This is a genomic window from Legionella sp. PC997, from assembly GCF_014109825.1.
Classification (GTDB): Bacteria; Pseudomonadota; Gammaproteobacteria; order Legionellales; family Legionellaceae; genus Legionella.
The window spans coordinates 3,207,501-3,223,753 of sequence record NZ_CP059576.1 but is presented as its reverse complement, the minus strand read 5'-3'; the positions used below and the strand labels follow the sequence as shown (position 1 = coordinate 3,223,753).

Sequence of the window (16,253 nt, the reverse complement as noted above, 5' to 3'; positions counted from 1 at the left end):
GTAAGAGGCTCAGTATACAGGAAGTCGTCGCCTGTATTTTTTGAGCACTAACCCCCCCCGCAAATTATTTAAAAATAATCATTTTGATTAAACTATATACATATCGTATACTTAATCTACAGAAATTAGAGTTGCAATAAAGGCCAGGAGGCTATTATGAAAATACTAATGATTTCCGTAGTCTTAAGTACCCCCCTTTTCTTAACTGCTCTGCTTGCTTTTGCGGCTCTACCCTCTGTGCTTGAGAATCCAGCACTGAAGGACAGATGCTGCAGTTAACAATAATTTACCCAAAGCAACCAATTATTGCCTATTGGTATCGATGGCATGATTGGAACCCTTGGTAAATTTTTAGTTATGTCTCTTAGGGTTCACTATTGAGGAAGAGATCATGAATAAATTAATACTTGCGTTAATGGTATCAGGAATGACATTTTTAGTCACAGGGTGTGTTACGCAGCGTGTTTATACTCCATCTTATACTAAAACTTATTATACCCCAGCTTACACGACTCCAGCTTACACTTATTCGGCCGGTTATCATACGAGCCCATATTGGGATATAGATTATTATAATGATAGCGATGCATATTATTATGGGTATAACGATTTAGGTGATGTGGGGTATTGGGGTATGTACAATAGCTATCAGGTTTATTAATTAATGATTTTATCTGGTTGAGATAGATCCTCGTAGTTAAGTGCGAGGATCTAAGAATTTCCAACAATCTTTAATTAATAAATGAAATTGGAATTTTCGGCGTGCATTTTTATTATTCTTTGGCGCGAGAAACGTACTCACCTTTGCGAGTATCTACTTTAATTAACTCTCCAGTTTGTACAAATAAGGGAACGCGCACTACCGCTCCGGTTTCTAAAATGGCGGGCTTTCCACCACCTCCAGAGGTATCGCCTTTTAATCCAGGATCTGTCTCGGTAATTTCTAAAATTACAAAATTAGGCGGTGTCACTTGTATGGGTTCATTATTCCAAAGGGTTACGATACAAATATCTTGTTCTTTTAACCATTGTGCCGCATCAGCAAGTACTTCTTTACTTAAAGCATATTGTTCAAAATTATCAGGAACCATGAAATGCCATTGTTCACCATCGTTATAAAGATATTGCATTTCTACATCGGCAACGTCAGCAGAAGGTAATGATTCATTTGATTTAAATGTGCGCTCTACAACTCGACCTGTTTTCAAGTTACGAATTTTAATGCGGGTAAAAGCTTGTCCTTTTCCTGGTTTTACAAATTCACAGTCGAGAATGGTACATGGGGCGTCATCAACCATTACTTTCAAGCCATTTTTAAATTCATTGGTGCTATAAATTGCCATTAGTGCTCCACAGTTGAGATTTTGCTTCGTTTTAGTTAAAGTTCGCACAGTTTATCAAGTCTGTGTAATTAATGCGAGATTCCTCTTTAAGTTGGCAAAAAAATTTGGCACAAGGTTTTGCTTCAGTCACTGAATTATTAAATTTTCTGGAGCTGCCTTTATCTACTGGAAACGTGCACGCTGAAAAGCAATTTTCTAGTCGTGTTCCTTTAGGATTTGCTAAACGTATGCAAAAAGGTAATCCTCGTGATCCTTTATTGCTCCAAGTTTTAGCGACTGAAGATGAATTACAAAGTAATGAAGAATACAGTGACGATCCTTTAGAGGAGCGCAGTAGTAATCCAATTCGAGGATTAATGCATAAATATTACGGTCGAGTGTTGTTAACTTTGACCGGGGTCTGCGCAGTGAATTGCCGTTATTGCTTTCGCAGACATTTTCCCTATCAAGACAATAATCCTGGACGCAATGGATTTAAAGCCATTTGTGACTATATAGCCCAAGATGCAAGTATTACCGAGGTAATTTTAAGTGGCGGTGATCCCTTGTTGGCCTCTGATTTGGTACTGGCCGAGTTAATAAAACAATTGGAAGAAATTCCTCATTTACATACCTTACGCATTCATACACGGATTCCTGTAGTATTTCCCGAACGGATGGAGCAGAGCTTACTTGCACTATTACAAACAACGCGATTCAAGAAGGTAATTGTGTTGCATTGTAACCATGCTCAGGAACTGGATGATTCGGTAGGTCGAGTCCTTCGTGAGTTACAACAAATAGGATGTCATCTTTTGAATCAAACTGTTTTACTCGCAGGAATAAATGATGAGGCTCATATTTTGGCTAATTTAAGTCAAACTTTATTTGAATATGGAGTTTTACCTTATTATTTACACCGATTGGATAAAGTAAAAGGAGCTGCTCACTTTGATTTGCCGTTTGAGAAAGTACAAGCTATTTATCAGCAATTACAAAATCTTTTGCCAGGATACCTTTTACCGCGTTTGGTTTGCGAAGAGCCCGGAAAATTAAGTAAAACTCTATTAATTTAGGGTATACTGGAGCCTAATACTTTGCTTTTTCAAACAAAATTTCAATAAGCTAACGGGTGATCCCCATGCAAAAGTTTTAAGAGATAAAGAATGAAAAAATTACCTGTATTAAATCCCGGAGATGCGATTGAAATTATTGCACCTTCATCTCGAAGTACGGACAGTCAATTGCTCGAGTTAAAAGAATTATTAGAGTCTTGGGAGTTGAAATGTATCGTGCAACATGACATTTTTGCTCAGGATTTCTTATGTGCTAATACAGATGAGATGCGATTTAAACATTTGAAAAACGCCTTACACAATCCCGAAACAAAAGCAGTAATTTGTGTGCGTGGTGGTTACGGTTCGACGCGTTTAATTCCCCGATTAGCAGAACTTGAACCTCCTGAATCGGTTAAACTATTCATTGGCATCAGTGACATCACCTGTCTGCATCTTTATTTGCAACAACATTGGGGTTGGCCCACAATTCATGGGGCTGCTGCGCCTGATAAATTTTCCAAAGACTCAATTGCAGCCGTGAAGTCTATTTTATTGGGGGAGACTCCGGCTAAGTTCACGGGGCTTATTCCATTGAACAAGGCTGCACAAAAAGAGAAGACTATTAAGTCTCCGGTTACTGGGGGCAATTTAGCAATCATTCAATCTGGTATTGGCACATGTTGGCAAATGGATGGTCGAGATAAAATTATTTTGCTGGAAGAAGTAGGTGAACGAGGATATCGTGTGGATCGAATGCTGGAGCATTTAAAACAAGCAGATATCTTTACAAATGCGGCAGCAATTCTATTGGGCGATTTTCTCAATGGGGATGAACCAAATGGTTCTTCTTTAATTGAACCCGTCTTACAACGTTTTGCTGAACGTAGTGCTATTCCAGTACTAAGAATTGCAGGGATAGGACATGGTACAATCAATTTTCCTATCCCTCTGGGAACAGAAGCACATTTGCAACTTGGCGAACATAGCCAATTAACGTGCTTTCGCTAACTTGGGAGCAGCAAAAGCAGTACTTGCTGCCCCCGTTTTTTAAATCGTACTTCCTTCCTCTCGATACAGCTTAATTAACTTTTCTTGAGCGCAACTCGTTCCTTGCGTTACTGGTTTATAACTTCCATCACTTTGCATTTCCCACGTATTGCTGTTGTCCTTGAGGTAGTTTTTAATAATTTCTTGCTTGATCCGCTTTTTACATTGCTCATCCAGGATTGGAAACATAATTTCAATGCGATGGTATAAATTTCTTTCCATTAGATCAGCGCTTGAACAAAAGTAATGTTCTTCTTCTTGAATCCGAAAATAAAATACTCGATGATGTTCCAAGAAGCGTCCAATATAGGAAAGTACTCGTATATTTTCCGAAATACCGGGTATTCCGGGTTTTAAACAACAGACTCCCCGCACAAGCAAATTTATTTTCACTCCCGCTTGTGATGCCTTATATAAGGCCTGAATTATCGTTTTATCGGCTAATCCATTTACTTTTAAAAGGATCTCGGTGTCTTCATTTTTTAATCCAGCTGCAGTACATTGTTCAATATATTGCAATAGGGTTTTTTGTAAGGTAAATGGTGAATGGCTTAGTGCTTTAAGTTTGACAACTTTACCCAGCCCAGTTAACTGTTGGAAAATAATTTGAATATCTGAGGTAATCGTTGGTTCGCAAGTTAATAAACCTAAGTCAGTGTATCGTTTTGCTGTGTACTCATGGTAGTTACCGGTGCTTAAATGGACGTAACGCTTTAGTTTTCCATGAGCTCGACGAACAACTAGGGTCATTTTAGCATGGGTTTTATAGCCTACGACTCCATAAAGCACCAGAATTCCCGCGGCATGTAATCGGTTTGCTAATTTTAGATTGGATTCCTCATCAAAACGAGCCCGTAATTCGATTACTGCGGTCACTTCCTTGCCAGAATGAGCTGCATCAACCAAAGCATCGACCATTACAGATTCTGATCGGGTACGGTATAATGTTTGGCTTATTGCCAACACATTGGGATCGCTTGCTGCCTGTCTTACAAAATCAATAACGAGTTCAAAGCTTTGATAGGGATGATGAAGGAGAATGTCTTGTTCATCGATCACATTGAATAGATTTCGTTCTGATCTAGGAAATTGAGGATATTGTGCTGAGAAAGGGGGGTAATTCAAGTCAGGTCTTTCAATGCTGTTAATTGCAGTCAAATGACGTTGTATATTAACGGGCCCATCACAATAATAAGTATCTTCATGGCGAAGATGATATTTTTGTAATAAAAAATCCACAATTTTCTCGGGACAATTTTTTTCAATTTCTAATCGAACCACATGACCATAATGACGAGAAAAAATTTCTCGTTGCACAGCCTTCGCCAAATCATCAATTTCTTCTTCTCGTAAAAAAAGATCACTATTTCGAGTAAGACGAAACGAATAACAACCACTTATTTCCATTCCTGGGAATAAACTATTAACGTGGGTAGTAATAATCGAGGAGAGATGAACAAAATAATGCGCATCTCCACATAACTCCGAAGGCAAATGAATGACTCGAGGAAGTGATCTCGGAGCATGTACCACTGCATAATTAATGTTACGATCAAAAGCATCTTTACCACTTAAAGAAATAATGAAGTTTAGGCTTTTGTTAATTAGTTGTGGCAAGGGATGTGCTAGATCGAGCGCAATAGGACTAATTACCGGTTGAATCTCGTGCTTAAAATAGTGTTTTGCCCACAAGTGAATATCATCAGTCCATTGTTCGGTATCAAGAAAATAAATATTTTCCTTAGCTAGGGCTGGAAGGAGTTGTTTATTAAAGATCGAGTAAAGCTGATCGATAAGTTTATGTGTTTTTTGACTGATTTGGCTAAATGCTTCATCAGATCGTAAACCATCAATAGTTAATTTTCCTGAAGACATTGCAATTTTTTCTTTAAGGCCTGCTACACGTATTTCAAAAAACTCATCAAGGTTACTGCTACAAATACTTAAAAAACGCATTCTTTCCAGCAAAGGCACCCGTTCATCATTAGCCAGCATCAGAACACGCTGATTAAATGCGATAATTGAGAATTCTCTATTGATGTAGTATTCGGGATTGTCCAACACAGTGTCCAAGTGTAACTCCATTTTTCTTACAAAAAGTAATAAGGCTTGGCTATGTTATTATTTTAGGTCTTAACGGACCAGAAAAAAACATACCACTATAAATCCTATAAACCCATAAAAAGGTGATAAGTTCCAGAAGGTTAACGCAAGAAAAAAAACCAAACAACACAACACAATAGGGATTGAAAAATACATACCTACAACGCCCTGCCCAACTGAGTAACTGGCAGCTGCAAGTAAGGCCAATGCACCATATTGTACACCTATCATTATTTTTCGCATTCCCGGCCCATTATGGCTTGTAAGCCAATGATAGCCTGCTATCGCCATCAGTAGTCCCGGTAAATTAAGACTTAGAACAGCAAGGATTAAACCAGTGATTCCGGCAGCTTTATATCCAATAAGGGCCGATAATTTAACCCCGGTCAATCCTGGAAAAATAAAACTTGAACCCACCATGGCGATAAATTCTTCTTGTCCTATCCAATGTCGATAATCAACAGCTTCATACTCCAACAGCTTTAACATTGAATTCCCACCACCTAAGGAAATAAGACCAATTTTTCCGAAGCTTAGGATGATCGCGACTAAGGTATTTATCATAATTTCATTAAATTTTTCAGGAAAGTTACATATTCGCAGGAAACAGGTTCATCCAGCAAGTGTTTGGAAATAGTCTCTACCAAATGAAGCGATTTTCCTTCGATACATAAGCTAAAATAAATTTGGTTGCATACCTCGACACGAGCGAGTTCAATTTTTATGCTGGGTTTCGTTGGCAATTTATAGATAAGTGCTTCTTTTTTGACACAAACCTCAATTCCTTTCTGTTCAACTTGCTGTGCTATTTCTTGTAAATCTGGAGGAAGAGGTTGATCATAAGAATCGCTAAGAATTATTTTTGCTCCATAACCTGCTGTATGGTTTGATTGTTTGAGTAGAGGCTTGTAAAGCAATTGTTCCCTGCGTTTCTTAATGTTGTAATTTGTTCCAGGTAGCAAATAATAGTAATCTTCTCTATGTTTTTGCTTGTATTGAGCTAAATCGAGTAATGAGTCATCAATAATATTTAAGATAATTATTTTATTATCCGGCCAAAAGAAACGCTTTTCCCATTTTATCTGCTCGTCTTTTTTATCTACTAAAGTGGGCAAAGACAAGCCAGTTTTGGGAGTAAACTCGAAATTCCAAACCAAACGTTGGTTCATGCTCAATTGCTACTCGTAAAATAAAGAGTATATACTACACCTTTATTATGCAAAGCAAGGGAAGGTATTGATATTATGGCCATTCTATTTTTTTTAGTGTACCTAATATTTACTTTGATTGTTCTTTACCGAGCAATGAATCCATTAGTTTGGGAGTTGGGTAGCGTTTTTTACTTAATTGTTGCCACTTTTGCTATTGGTTTGCCTTGGATTATTGGTTTTCTGCTCTGGCTTGTGATTATTGTCGCATTACTCGTAGTCTATCTTGAGCCGTTACGCGCCTCGATTGCGGACCACCTTTATAAGAGAGCTGGCAAATCGATTCCTAAGTTATCCAAAACAGAGGAAGAGGCTCTCAATGCAGGGGATACTTGGTTAGAACAAGATATCTTTACTGGAACCCCTAATTGGAACCGACTGGCGAATGTAGCTACAGAACTCTCTACAGAAGAACAAGCCTTTCTTGAGAATGAAACGAACACTTTATGCAGCATGATCGATGAGTGGGAAATTAGCCAAACACGTGATTTACCCGAAAAAGTTTGGTCCTATATGAAGGAAAATGGATTTTTTGGTTTGGTCATTCCCAAAGAATATGGTGGCAAAGGATTTTCGGCGCGTGGTCATTCTGATGTAGTAATGAAAATATCCAGTCGTTCTGGAGTTGCTGCGGTAACGGTGATGGTTCCTAACTCTTTAGGCCCTGGCGAATTAATTAATTACTATGGTACCGAGGAACAAAAGAATCATTACTTACCACGTCTTGCAAAAGGTATTGATATTCCTTGTTTTGCACTAACAGAACCCGGGGCTGGTAGTGATGCAACCTCCATTCAATCTACTGCTATCGTCATGAAGAAAAAAGTAAATGGCAAAATGGTACTCGGATTAAATATTACTTTAGATAAACGCTGGATTACTTTAGCACCCGTAGCAACCTTAATTGGACTTGCAGTAAACGTGAAAGATCCCGATGGTTTATTGCAGGGTGAAGGACAAGAAGGTATTACCTGCGTGTTGATTCCACGTGACACTAAGAATCTGGAAATTGGCAATCGTCACTTACCTTCGGATCAACCCTTTATGAATGGCACAATTCGTGGAAAAGATATTTTTGTGCCCATAACCACAGTGATTGGCGGTCAGCAACGGATAGGTAATGGATGGCAGATGTTGGTCGAATGCTTATCAATTGGTCGCTCCATTTCTTTACCGGCGCTTGGAGCGGGTTCTTCCTCTACTTGTTATTTGGCAACGAGTGCATTTGCGCGCATACGTTGTCAATTTGGTGTGGAAATTGGCCAATTTGAAGGAATTGAAGAAAAACTTGCAGAAATCGCAGGTTTAAATTATTTGATTAATTCAAACCGATTAATGACTGTAGCCGCGGTGAACGAGCATAAAAAACCTTCTGTAGCCTCTGCAATTGCGAAATATTTTAATACAGAATTGGCGCGATCAGTGGTTAATGCCTCAATGGATGTGCATGCAGGAAGAGCTGTAGTGGTGGGTCCACGTAATTATCTCACCAATTTTTATAATGGAGTGCCTATTTCTATTACGGTGGAAGGGGCTAATGTGATGTCACGTAACTTATTGATTTTTGGACAAGGCTCGATGGCATGCCATCCTTATATTCGCCAAGAGTTTTACGCAATATCCAACCAAGATAAAGAAGCTTTTAGAGAAATAATTTGGAAACATATTCAATATTTCATGCAAAATTTTGCCAAAACTATTTGTTCTGGATGGACGGGTGGGATATTTATTAGTGCTCCTAAACAAAAAATGAAACGTGAATATCAGCGGTTGGCACGCCTTAGCCACGCTTATGCATGGTTGGCGGATTTGTCTCTAATAGTCTTGGGGGGAGATTTAAAACGTAAAGAGCGACTTTCTGCGCGTCTTGCTGATGGTATGTCCTATCTTTATATGGCCATGGCTGTTTTACGTAATGTACAATTAAATAATGAAAATCCAGATGATGTATTGCATGCTCAATGGGCTGTTTCCTATTGTTTTTATCATGCACAACGTGCAATGATCGCATTATGCTACAATTTTCCGTCCCGATTTTTAGGCGCTTTCGCTCGTGTTTTGGCCTTCCCTTTAGGACAAACGATGCGTTATCCAACGGATAAGCTGGATCAGCAATTAGCACGATTGATGACCAAGAATAATCAGTACCGCGATCGGTTGAAAAAGATTGTTTATTTAAGTGGGGATGCAAAGCAACCAATCGACAAAGTAGAGCAAGCTTTACAGCAAATCATTAAAACGGATGATCTAGCCAAAAAAATGGGCGACTTAAGACGAGTTAAATTCGGTAAGTTAAGAGATAAATTAAAAGAAAAAGTGGTGCTTAATGAGCTCACACAACAGGAAATGGATGCGTTACTTGCAACTGAAGCGGCGCGATGGGATGCTATTTTAGTTGATGAGTTCACTTTTGATTCCATGAAAAACCCATTATTTAACTCAGTTATTGATGAGATTAAATCACCCTTTATGCAGGAAGATGTTTCTTCTTAAAGAAGGATTTCCCGCGGGAAACCGCGGGTTTTAGTTATGTAATCTATCAGTTTTTCAGGAATAAAGAATAAGTAATAGGCTATACAACCTATATTTACGCGTTTTTAACAAGCAAGCTGAAAAAGCAGTTATCTTATAAATAACGTTAGTTTGCTATAATAAGTCAATACAAAATAGAATTCTTGTGAGAAATGTATGTCCTCAACTTCACCTGTAATATCATCGGGTAATGATAAAACCTTCGTTAGAGAAGATCTTCTAAAAGCAATGCAACTTGCAGGAACCTCAGCAGAGCTAGCTCAGTATTTAAAAAAACAAGTCCATGAGATAGTTGATACTTCGAGAGCTTTTAAAAAATCGCCCGAGAAAATGCAAGTGGCACAACAAATAATAAAAGCGGTTGACGAATTTACGCAACTTGTGGAATATAAATTTTCTGAACAAGAAAAGAAAATCTGGGCTGGTATACCGCCGAATTCAAGGTTTGAAAATATACACCGTGGAATCACCCAGGAAGCGGTAGAATTATTAGAGAAAAAAGGTTTTGCGGGAATCCGATTCGATTATGCTATCAAGCAGACTGGAGATGAGAAAGGACATTTTGTTCGCGGATATGCGTCTATAGAGAAAGGAGCTCCTCCATTGGATGGCGAAACAGTAGATGCTTTAGATCGTTTGTTTAATGCATGGTTAGCAAATGAACATCAAGTTCTAACTGAGAATGGTTTTTTCTTTAAAACGGACGCAGAAGGGAATAAAACAAGGCAGTTGACTGCAGATGAAGTAGAAGAGATCATGGCTGATTCAGCACAGGGCTTTAAGGATTATTTACAAAGCAATCATGCTGAAACCCCACTGGTGGCTCGCCAACGAGAATACCCAGGTGAACAGCGATTGGAAGAAGCCAAGAAGGCCGCAGCTCAAAAAGCTGTAGAGCGTGTAATAGAAGAGGAAGAAGCGGAAAAAGTCGAGGCCGAAGTTCAACCCCAAAACATTAGCCCAACCTAAACGGGGCTTTTTTACTGTTTAAAAAACAGTGCAAGAGGTCTAAGTTATTTACATGTAGTGAATGCTGATTTTAGATCATATTCACTGCATGTAATCTTTCTAAAGTTCCTATATCAAACCAAAGGCCACTATAAAGACTGGCTGTTACTTTATTTTCTCCAGCGTATTGACGGATTATAGGTGCAACTGAATAGCGACCGAGTTTGTAATTAGAAAATATATCTGGATGATAACAGCAGATACCTGCAAAGGTGTATTTTCGATCTGCATTACTTAGTTGAGTTTGATTGATTAATCCGAAATCTCCAAGATGATTAAGGGCTGGATTTTTATTTACTAAAATTACATGAATGGTATGAATATTTTCGGGCTGTAATTGAGAGAAGTCAAAATCCGTATAGATATCCGCATTGACAGTGATAAAAGGTTTATCACCAAGCAGTGGCAGTGCATTTACAATACCTCCACCTGTTTCTAAGCCTCCTGGCGGTTCCGGTGAATAACAAATTTCAATTCCCCAACGAGCTCCATCACCTAAATACTGACGGATTTTTCCCCCAAGATAGGCATGGTTTATGACTAATCGTTCAAAACCTGCTTTTGCTAAATTGCTTACATGGTGCTCTATTAAAGGCTTTTCTTTAACAATGCAAAGGGCTTTGGGGGTGATATCAGTAAGTGGTTTTAAACGATCGCCACGTCCAGCAGCTAATATCATCGCAGTTTTCATGGTAGATAAACTCTCATTTGCATAAATTGAAAGAATGAATGTAATTCCTCATAAATTTCTGTACATTCAAGTACATATTTAAAAGTTAAAGGTAAGTCTTTAAGATATCCAGGTTTGTTATCGCGTAAATGCAAGCGAGAAAAGATTCCTAAAACTTTTAAATGTCTTTGTAAACCACAAAGATCAAATGCACGGATAAATTCAGGCAAGGAATAATCTTTAGTTAAAGTACTTTGAGCGTAAAAAAATTCAACCCATTCCAGGACTTTACTTCTTGGCCAGGAAATATAACAATCTTTGAGCAAAGAAACCAAATCATAAGTAAATGGGCCAATCATTGCATCTTGAAAGTCAATAACTCCCAAGGTTGATTCCACCTCATTTTGTAATAGCATCAGATTGCGAGAGTGGTAATCACGATGAATAAAAGTCAACGGTTGAAGGGCTACTTCTGTGGCGATCCAATCCATGGTTTGTTGTACTAAAGAATGTTCAACTTGTGTTAGTTGTAAATCGAGATATGCTTTAAAAAACCATTCAGAGCATAAACTCATTTCTTTGAGCATATGTGCTTTATCAAACTGTGCAAGAGTCGGATTGTAACTGGAACAGTTTTGAATTTTAAATAAAGTGTTTATTGCATGATAATAATGTTCATCCACGTTTTCGGAGTGAAGGGCATTCAAGAGAAGTTGATCTCCTAAATCACTTAATAATAAGAATCCATCGGCTAAATTAGTTGCTAGAATTTTCGGCGTTTGAACTTCCACTTTCTCAAGGGTTTGTGCAATATATATAAAAGGTTTAAGATCCTCTTTTCCTGGAGGCGCATCCATAACAACTTGGGTGATTCCATTATATTTAAGACGAAAATATCGTCTAAAACTGGCATCTCCAGCCAAAGGAGTTAATTGGAAATCTTGTAGTTTTAGCGTATCAATTAACCATTCTTTAAGTGCGTTTTCTCTAGCATGCATGGTATACTTTCCCATCATTATTTCTGGTTGTAACTTATAACCAAGATCTCCTCTCTCATGAGTAGAGAGAATAAAGAGGTAGGTTGTGGTATGAATTATACCGCAATACCTTTAGCGTGAACGCGACGATCTTAAAGTAAACAGTTACATATTTTTTGTGTGCATAATAAGGCATTTTATTACCCGTGAACAAGATTTCATTTAAATGGTTCTTGATGAGCATCTGTATGACCTTACTTATTTTGCTCATGGTAATTTATCATGCGTTAGCCCATTCTGCTTCTATAATTAATGAACCCGTTCAAGCCTGTGTCATCGCTCGCGATGTGGATTTAACTGATTCAGTGAGGGCGAAATTTGCTCAATGCTTAGGTTGGCACGCTGATCAAAGTTCCCCGATTTGCCTTGGTTCATATCAACCGCTCACGGTGACGCCGCTTGCCTCACCTGATGAAATCAGGATTATGGCCGATCAAGTTTCTTTTTATCAAGATAAGCCATCCACCTTATCGGGCCATGTTGAAGTACAGCAAGGTCAAAGAATAGTCAATGCACAAACAGCACATGTTTATCGTGATCCAAAAAGTAAAGAGGTCACGAAAATAGAATTTTTGGGTAATGTTCATTACCTGGAACCTGATAAATTATTGATTGCTCGTAAAGCAACAATCAATCCTCAAGATAAATCAGGTCAAACTGAAGATGTACTCTATCGTTTTAATACCAACAAACATTCGGCAATCTTGCCTGCATGGGGAAGAGCCAGTTTAATGCAGCGCTTTCCAAATTCAGATTACTTATTACGGCGGGCGACATACACTACTTGTGCCCCACAAGATAAAGCTTGGGATATAGAGGCTAAATCAATTGTCATTGATAACAAGAAAAAGATGGGTGTCGCTAGGAATGTTAAGTTACGTATTCATGACTGGCCGCTACTTTATGTTCCTTACCTGAGTTTTCCTACAACTAAAGAACGTAAATCAGGTTTCTTAATGCCTATAGTGGGATATTCGAATGTAGGGGGTTTTGATCTAGGACTTCCTTATTATTGGAATATTGCTCCAAACTATGATTTGACTGTAACACCGCATCTTTATACTGAGCGGAATGTTATGTTAAGCGGAGATTTCCGTTATTTAACGCCACACAGCGTGGGCTTTCTTACTGGGAGTTTTTTACCGAACGATGCTGCATACCGGAATTTTTTGGACAATCATGTAGAAGAATTCCCCTTTTTTAGAGATAAGTCAACAAATCGATGGTCATTTGGGGTTCGTGATACCACGCAATTGAGCTCTAATTTGCGTTTAAATGTAAATGTGCAACAAGTTTCTGATGATTATTACTTCCAGGATTTTAGTACCAATTTGGCACGGATTACTCAGCGACAATTATTGCGCCAAGCCGATTTAACTTATTCGACAGAACATTGGACTTTTAGAAGTATGGTTCAAAGTTTTCAAACATTACACCCGATCAATGAGACTCCTATTCTTGATCAATATGAACGTTTACCCCAAATAAATGCTCGTGGTTATTATTATGACTTGCCCGCGCAGGCCAATTTAAATATAACAGGGCAATATGATCAGTTTGTTTGGCCGACATCACCTCAATTTTTACGAAAAATGCCTCAGGGACCAAGGTTCCACCTAAACCCAATTCTTTCTGTGCCACAGCGAACGAGTTGGGGATTTATAACACCATCAGTTGAGTTTGTAGAAAACTACTATCAGGTCCAGAATAATTGGATTGATACGAACACTGAAGATAACCGTTTTATTCCTCGTTTTAGTACCCATGGTGGTTTATTTTTTGATAGGAACTTTAATTGGAGGGGTAAGTCATACACCCAAACTTTAGAGCCAAGTTTATATTATTTGTATGTTCCTTTTTATAATCAAAGTCAGCTTCCGATATATGATACGGGGAACATGATTTTTAATTTTGATCAACTATTTAGAACCAATCGCTTTTCCGGATTCGACCGAATTGGTGATGCTAATCAATTATCCTATGCAGTAACCACTCGTTGGCTTTCAGGAAGTACGGGTACTGAATTAGCCAGTTTTTCGGTGGGTCAAATTAAATATTTTTCGGATAGACAAGTACAGTTATGTCGTAGTCCTACCGGAATTTGCACCGCAAATCCTCTTGAGATTGGCCACTTATCTCCCTTTTCTGAAACATCCCCTATAGCTTCTCGGGCAGTTTATCACTTTAACCGATCTTTAAAAATTCTCGGTGATTATGTATGGGATCCTGCAACTTCCGGGACAAACAATGGGGATTTAAACTTACATTATCAACCTAAATTAAATGCAGTCATTAATTTAGGCTACAGCTATTTAGTTAATGGGGATGTGACCAAAGTTAGGAATAATGCAGGGGTAGATAATGCATTACATCAGGGAATGGTTTCTGCTGCTTGGCCAATCAGTGATCGATGGAGCGCTATTGGCGCATATAGTCATAATATTAGTAAAGATTACAGTATGATGTCTTTATTAGGGATGCAATATGATAGTTGCTGTTGGGCTGTGAGAATTTTGGGAGGAAGAACGTTTAAGAGTTTAAATGCAGAATATATGCCCCAATATAATAACAACATCTATTTGCAAATTTTATTAAAAGGCTTAGGATCAGTAGCAAATAGTGATCCTGGGAGTGTATTGCGTACTTATATTCCTGGATATAGTGATCCATTCCATAGTTAGATCGAACATTGGTATAAATTAAAACAGAGTCGCTTGTGTTTTGAATAAAAATAACCTAAATTGCTCGAAAAAAAGTAATAAGGATTAACATGTATAAAAAAATAACCCTTGCATGCCTATTGTTTGCTGTCGTTGGCATGACCGAAGCAAAACAATTATTGGATAAGGTGGTTGCAGTTGTTAATAACGGAGTAATCACTGCAAGTGAACTAAACAAACAAGTTGAATTGACAAAGAAACAAATTATTGCTCAAAGAATGCAAGTTCCAGAAGATTCAGTGTTACGTAAGCAAGTACTTCAACATTTAATTGATGTGAATGTACAGTTGCAGATGGCAAAGCAACACGGCCTCACGGTAGATGATACAGAGTTAAACCAGGCCATTGAAAAAATAGCTACTGCGAATCATGCCACTGTAACTCAATTGCGGGAGGAAATTACTAGACAAGGAATGACTTGGAATGAATACAGAGAAAATATTCGAAAAGAAATTCTTCTTTCTAACTTGCAACAAAAGGCGGTTGGGCGGGACGCTGCAGTTTCAAATGAACAAGTTGAGCAATATCTTAAAACAGAAGGGGGAATAATCAACCGTTCGGCACTGACCTATCATCTTCAGAATATAGTTATTCCCTTAAATGAAGAGCCTACATCAGAAGAATTAAAAAAAGCCAAGGCCAAAGCAGATTCGTTGCTGGTGCAAATAAAAAAAGGTGGGGATTTTAGTCGCTTGGCTATAGAAAATTCCAGTGGTGAATTTGCATTGGAAGGAGGTGATTTAGGTGAGCGTCATTTAGCTGAATTACCCGAATTGTTTGCTAAGGAAGTAGTAAATATGAAAGTGGGACAAGTATCAGGTCCCTTACGTGCAGGTAATGGTTTTCAATTAATTAAACTGGTTTCTATTGGTGGTGACAATCAACATCATGTCATAACCAAAACTCATGTTCGTCATATTCTTTTAAAGCCTGATCCAAGCATGCTTCCTGAAGATTCCAAAAAACAAGTGAATAATATTTATCAGCAACTAAAATCAGGCAAAGATTTTGCACTGATGGCAAAACAATACTCCCTGGATTCATCGAGTGCTGTAAAAGGTGGTGATTTAGGTTGGGTTTCGCCAGGAGTGTTAGTTCCTGAGTTTGAGAAAGCCATGGATAAGCTAGCTGTTAACGAGATAAGTCCACCTGTCAAATCACAATTTGGTTGGCATCTTATTCAAGTGCTTGGCCGTAAACAAGAAGATGATTCCGAAGCTTTTAAAAAGCAACAAGTACGACAATTTTTACAACAACGAAAGTTTGCTGAAGCAGTTCAAAATTGGCAACAACACATACGTTCGGATGCTTATGTGAATATCATTGAAAAGGAGCTGGCGTGAGGCCTTTGCTTATAAGCAGCGGGGAACCAGCTGGAGTTGGTCCAGATTTATGTCTGGCACTTGCGGGGTATAATTTTCCTTTGGTAATTTTAGGAGATCAGGCCGTATTAGAGGCTCGAGCTAAAGAACTAAATTTCGAAGTTTGTTTTACCCCTTATAAAACTGGACAAGTTGTTGAAACTAAACCTGGTCATTTGACCGTATG

At 38.3% G+C, this 16,253-nt stretch carries 15 protein-coding genes (1 of these 15 only partly in view); 9 read left to right on the top strand and 6 right to left on the bottom strand.

Annotation, left to right across the window (positions count from 1 at the left end):
• The first annotated feature begins 156 nt into the window (after positions 1 to 156).
• Together HBNCFIEN_RS17750 and HBNCFIEN_RS14120 are read left to right on the top strand one after the other, a co-directional pair.
• The gene (locus HBNCFIEN_RS17750) at positions 157 to 279 is read left to right on the top strand and encodes a hypothetical protein (RefSeq protein ID WP_255464229.1); all 123 of its coding nucleotides are present in this window, start codon (positions 157 to 159) and stop codon (positions 277 to 279) included.
• Between the two features lie 112 nt (positions 280 to 391).
• The gene (locus HBNCFIEN_RS14120; protein ID WP_182391688.1) at positions 392 to 661 is read left to right on the top strand and encodes a hypothetical protein; all 270 of its coding nucleotides are present in this window, start codon (positions 392 to 394) and stop codon (positions 659 to 661) included.
• 112 nt (positions 662 to 773) lie between these two features.
• Here the strand turns inward: HBNCFIEN_RS14120 and efp are convergent, their stop codons facing one another.
• Positions 774 to 1,343, bottom strand: coding sequence for an elongation factor P (gene efp, locus HBNCFIEN_RS14115; RefSeq protein WP_182391687.1), 570 nt, complete (start codon positions 1,341 to 1,343; stop codon positions 774 to 776).
• A 71-nt stretch (positions 1,344 to 1,414) separates the two neighbouring features.
• Here efp and epmB point away from each other — a divergent pair, with 71 nt between their 5' ends.
• Positions 1,415 to 2,398 (top strand): EF-P beta-lysylation protein EpmB, encoded by a 984-nt coding sequence (gene epmB / locus HBNCFIEN_RS14110; protein WP_182391686.1) that lies wholly within the window; start codon positions 1,415 to 1,417, stop codon positions 2,396 to 2,398.
• A gap of 90 nt (positions 2,399 to 2,488) precedes the next feature.
• The gene (locus HBNCFIEN_RS14105; protein WP_182391685.1) at positions 2,489 to 3,388 is read left to right on the top strand and encodes an LD-carboxypeptidase; all 900 of its coding nucleotides are present in this window, start codon (positions 2,489 to 2,491) and stop codon (positions 3,386 to 3,388) included.
• A gap of 39 nt (positions 3,389 to 3,427) precedes the next feature.
• Here HBNCFIEN_RS14105 and ppk1 read toward each other — a convergent pair whose 3' ends face one another.
• Genes ppk1 through HBNCFIEN_RS14090 form a run of 3 tightly spaced genes read right to left on the bottom strand, consistent with a single transcriptional unit; the run spans position 3,428 to position 6,699 of the window.
• Positions 3,428 to 5,500: a polyphosphate kinase 1 gene (ppk1, locus tag HBNCFIEN_RS14100; RefSeq protein WP_182391684.1), complete on the bottom strand. Its 2,073-nt coding sequence runs from the start codon at positions 5,498 to 5,500 to the stop codon at positions 3,428 to 3,430.
• A gap of 60 nt (positions 5,501 to 5,560) precedes the next feature.
• Positions 5,561 to 6,094, bottom strand: coding sequence for a chromate transporter (locus HBNCFIEN_RS14095; RefSeq protein ID WP_182391683.1), 534 nt, complete (start codon positions 6,092 to 6,094; stop codon positions 5,561 to 5,563).
• Complete coding sequence (locus HBNCFIEN_RS14090) at positions 6,091 to 6,699, bottom strand: hypothetical protein (RefSeq protein WP_182391682.1); 609 nt, start codon at positions 6,697 to 6,699, stop codon at positions 6,091 to 6,093. The genes HBNCFIEN_RS14095 and HBNCFIEN_RS14090 overlap by 4 nt, the downstream gene beginning before the upstream one ends.
• 75 nt (positions 6,700 to 6,774) lie before the next feature.
• On the opposite strand from HBNCFIEN_RS14090, the gene HBNCFIEN_RS14085 reads away from it, so the two are divergent.
• Both HBNCFIEN_RS14085 and HBNCFIEN_RS14080 read left to right on the top strand, forming a co-directional pair.
• Entirely contained in the window at positions 6,775 to 9,231 is a 2,457-nt protein-coding gene (locus HBNCFIEN_RS14085; protein ID WP_182391681.1) for an acyl-CoA dehydrogenase, read from the top strand.
• A gap of 195 nt (positions 9,232 to 9,426) precedes the next feature.
• On the top strand, positions 9,427 to 10,239 hold the full coding sequence (locus HBNCFIEN_RS14080; RefSeq protein WP_182391680.1) for a hypothetical protein: 813 nt from the start codon (positions 9,427 to 9,429) through the stop codon (positions 10,237 to 10,239).
• A gap of 70 nt (positions 10,240 to 10,309) precedes the next feature.
• On the opposite strand, the gene murU is transcribed toward HBNCFIEN_RS14080, so the two are convergent.
• Positions 10,310 to 10,969 (bottom strand): N-acetylmuramate alpha-1-phosphate uridylyltransferase MurU, encoded by a 660-nt coding sequence (murU, locus tag HBNCFIEN_RS14075; RefSeq protein WP_182391679.1) that lies wholly within the window; start codon positions 10,967 to 10,969, stop codon positions 10,310 to 10,312.
• Complete coding sequence (locus tag HBNCFIEN_RS14070) at positions 10,966 to 11,946, bottom strand: aminoglycoside phosphotransferase family protein (protein WP_182391678.1); 981 nt, start codon at positions 11,944 to 11,946, stop codon at positions 10,966 to 10,968. The genes murU and HBNCFIEN_RS14070 overlap by 4 nt, the downstream gene beginning before the upstream one ends.
• Before the next feature lie 215 nt (positions 11,947 to 12,161).
• Between HBNCFIEN_RS14070 and HBNCFIEN_RS14065 the strand changes: the two genes are divergently transcribed.
• The 3 genes from HBNCFIEN_RS14065 to pdxA all read left to right on the top strand — a co-directional run.
• A complete protein-coding gene (locus tag HBNCFIEN_RS14065; RefSeq protein WP_182391677.1) occupies positions 12,162 to 14,666 on the top strand; it encodes an LPS-assembly protein LptD in 2,505 nt (834 codons plus the stop codon).
• An 89-nt stretch (positions 14,667 to 14,755) separates the two neighbouring features.
• Positions 14,756 to 16,048 carry a peptidylprolyl isomerase gene (locus HBNCFIEN_RS14060; protein ID WP_182391676.1) on the top strand — a complete coding sequence of 431 codons (1,293 nt, stop codon included), beginning with the start codon at positions 14,756 to 14,758 and terminating at the stop codon, positions 16,046 to 16,048.
• Positions 16,045 to 16,253: the start of a 4-hydroxythreonine-4-phosphate dehydrogenase PdxA gene (gene pdxA, locus HBNCFIEN_RS14055; protein ID WP_182391675.1), read on the top strand. The gene runs 766 nt beyond the window's last position; 209 of the gene's 975 nt are visible here — the first part of the coding sequence; the start codon lies at positions 16,045 to 16,047; the stop codon falls past the right edge of the window. The genes HBNCFIEN_RS14060 and pdxA overlap by 4 nt, the downstream gene beginning before the upstream one ends.

Coding starts and splice junctions, on each gene's coding strand:
- HBNCFIEN_RS14070 (WP_182391678.1), bottom strand. CDS start 11,946: ATGCATGCTAGAGAAAACGCACTTAAAGAATGGTTAATTGATACGCTA.
- epmB (WP_182391686.1), top strand. CDS start 1,415: ATGCGAGATTCCTCTTTAAGTTGGCAAAAAAATTTGGCACAAGGTTTT.
- HBNCFIEN_RS14085 (WP_182391681.1), top strand. CDS start 6,775: ATGGCCATTCTATTTTTTTTAGTGTACCTAATATTTACTTTGATTGTT.
- HBNCFIEN_RS14105 (WP_182391685.1), top strand. CDS start 2,489: ATGAAAAAATTACCTGTATTAAATCCCGGAGATGCGATTGAAATTATT.
- murU (WP_182391679.1), bottom strand. CDS start 10,969: ATGAAAACTGCGATGATATTAGCTGCTGGACGTGGCGATCGTTTAAAA.
- HBNCFIEN_RS14095 (WP_182391683.1), bottom strand. CDS start 6,094: ATGATAAATACCTTAGTCGCGATCATCCTAAGCTTCGGAAAAATTGGT.
- efp (WP_182391687.1), bottom strand. CDS start 1,343: ATGGCAATTTATAGCACCAATGAATTTAAAAATGGCTTGAAAGTAATG.
- HBNCFIEN_RS14080 (WP_182391680.1), top strand. CDS start 9,427: ATGTCCTCAACTTCACCTGTAATATCATCGGGTAATGATAAAACCTTC.
- HBNCFIEN_RS14120 (WP_182391688.1), top strand. CDS start 392: ATGAATAAATTAATACTTGCGTTAATGGTATCAGGAATGACATTTTTA.
- HBNCFIEN_RS14060 (WP_182391676.1), top strand. CDS start 14,756: ATGTATAAAAAAATAACCCTTGCATGCCTATTGTTTGCTGTCGTTGGC.
- HBNCFIEN_RS14065 (WP_182391677.1), top strand. CDS start 12,162: ATGAGCATCTGTATGACCTTACTTATTTTGCTCATGGTAATTTATCAT.
- HBNCFIEN_RS14090 (WP_182391682.1), bottom strand. CDS start 6,699: ATGAACCAACGTTTGGTTTGGAATTTCGAGTTTACTCCCAAAACTGGC.
- HBNCFIEN_RS17750 (WP_255464229.1), top strand. CDS start 157: ATGAAAATACTAATGATTTCCGTAGTCTTAAGTACCCCCCTTTTCTTA.